Origin of the sequence: Algihabitans albus (assembly GCF_003572205.1) — a bacterium.
GTDB lineage: Bacteria > Pseudomonadota > Alphaproteobacteria > Kiloniellales > DSM-21159 > Algihabitans > Algihabitans albus.
The window spans coordinates 1-521 of the sequence record NZ_QXNY01000004.1 but is presented as its reverse complement, the minus strand read 5'-3'; the positions used below and the strand labels follow the sequence as shown (position 1 = coordinate 521).

At 68.9% G+C, this 521-nt stretch carries 1 protein-coding gene; it reads left to right on the top strand.

The window, feature by feature from the left end:
- Positions 1–521: aminotransferase class I/II-fold pyridoxal phosphate-dependent enzyme (locus tag DBZ32_RS22440; protein WP_235830134.1), on the top strand; the 521-nt coding region annotated here is incomplete at its 5' end.

Genomic DNA, 521 nt, shown 5'->3' with positions numbered 1-521 from the left:
TGAGCGAGCGCCTGACCCTGATCGAGGGCACGCTGGGCAAGGCCTTCGGGGTGGTCGGCGGCTACATCGCCGGCTCGGCGGCGCTCTGCGACTTCGTGCGCTCCTACGCCAGCGGCTTCATCTTCACCACGGCGCTGCCGCCGGCGATCGCCGCCGGGGCGGTCACCTCGATCCGCCATCTCAAGGCCAGCGAGACCGAACGCACGCGCCAGCGCGCGCGGGTGGCCGAACTGCGCGCCCGGCTCGACACCGCCGGCATCCCGCACCTGGACAACCCCAGCCACATCGTCCCAGTGATGGTGGGCGATCCCGTCCTCTGCAAGCGGATCAGCGACCTGCTGCTCGACGACTGGGGCATCTACGTGCAGCCGATCAACTACCCCACCGTCCCGCGCGGCAGCGAGCGGATGCGCTTCACACCCGGACCGCTCCACAGCGACCAGGACCTCGACAATCTCACAACAGCCCTCACAACCATCTGGAAACGCATGGACGTGATGCGGAAGGTCGCCGCCGCGTAA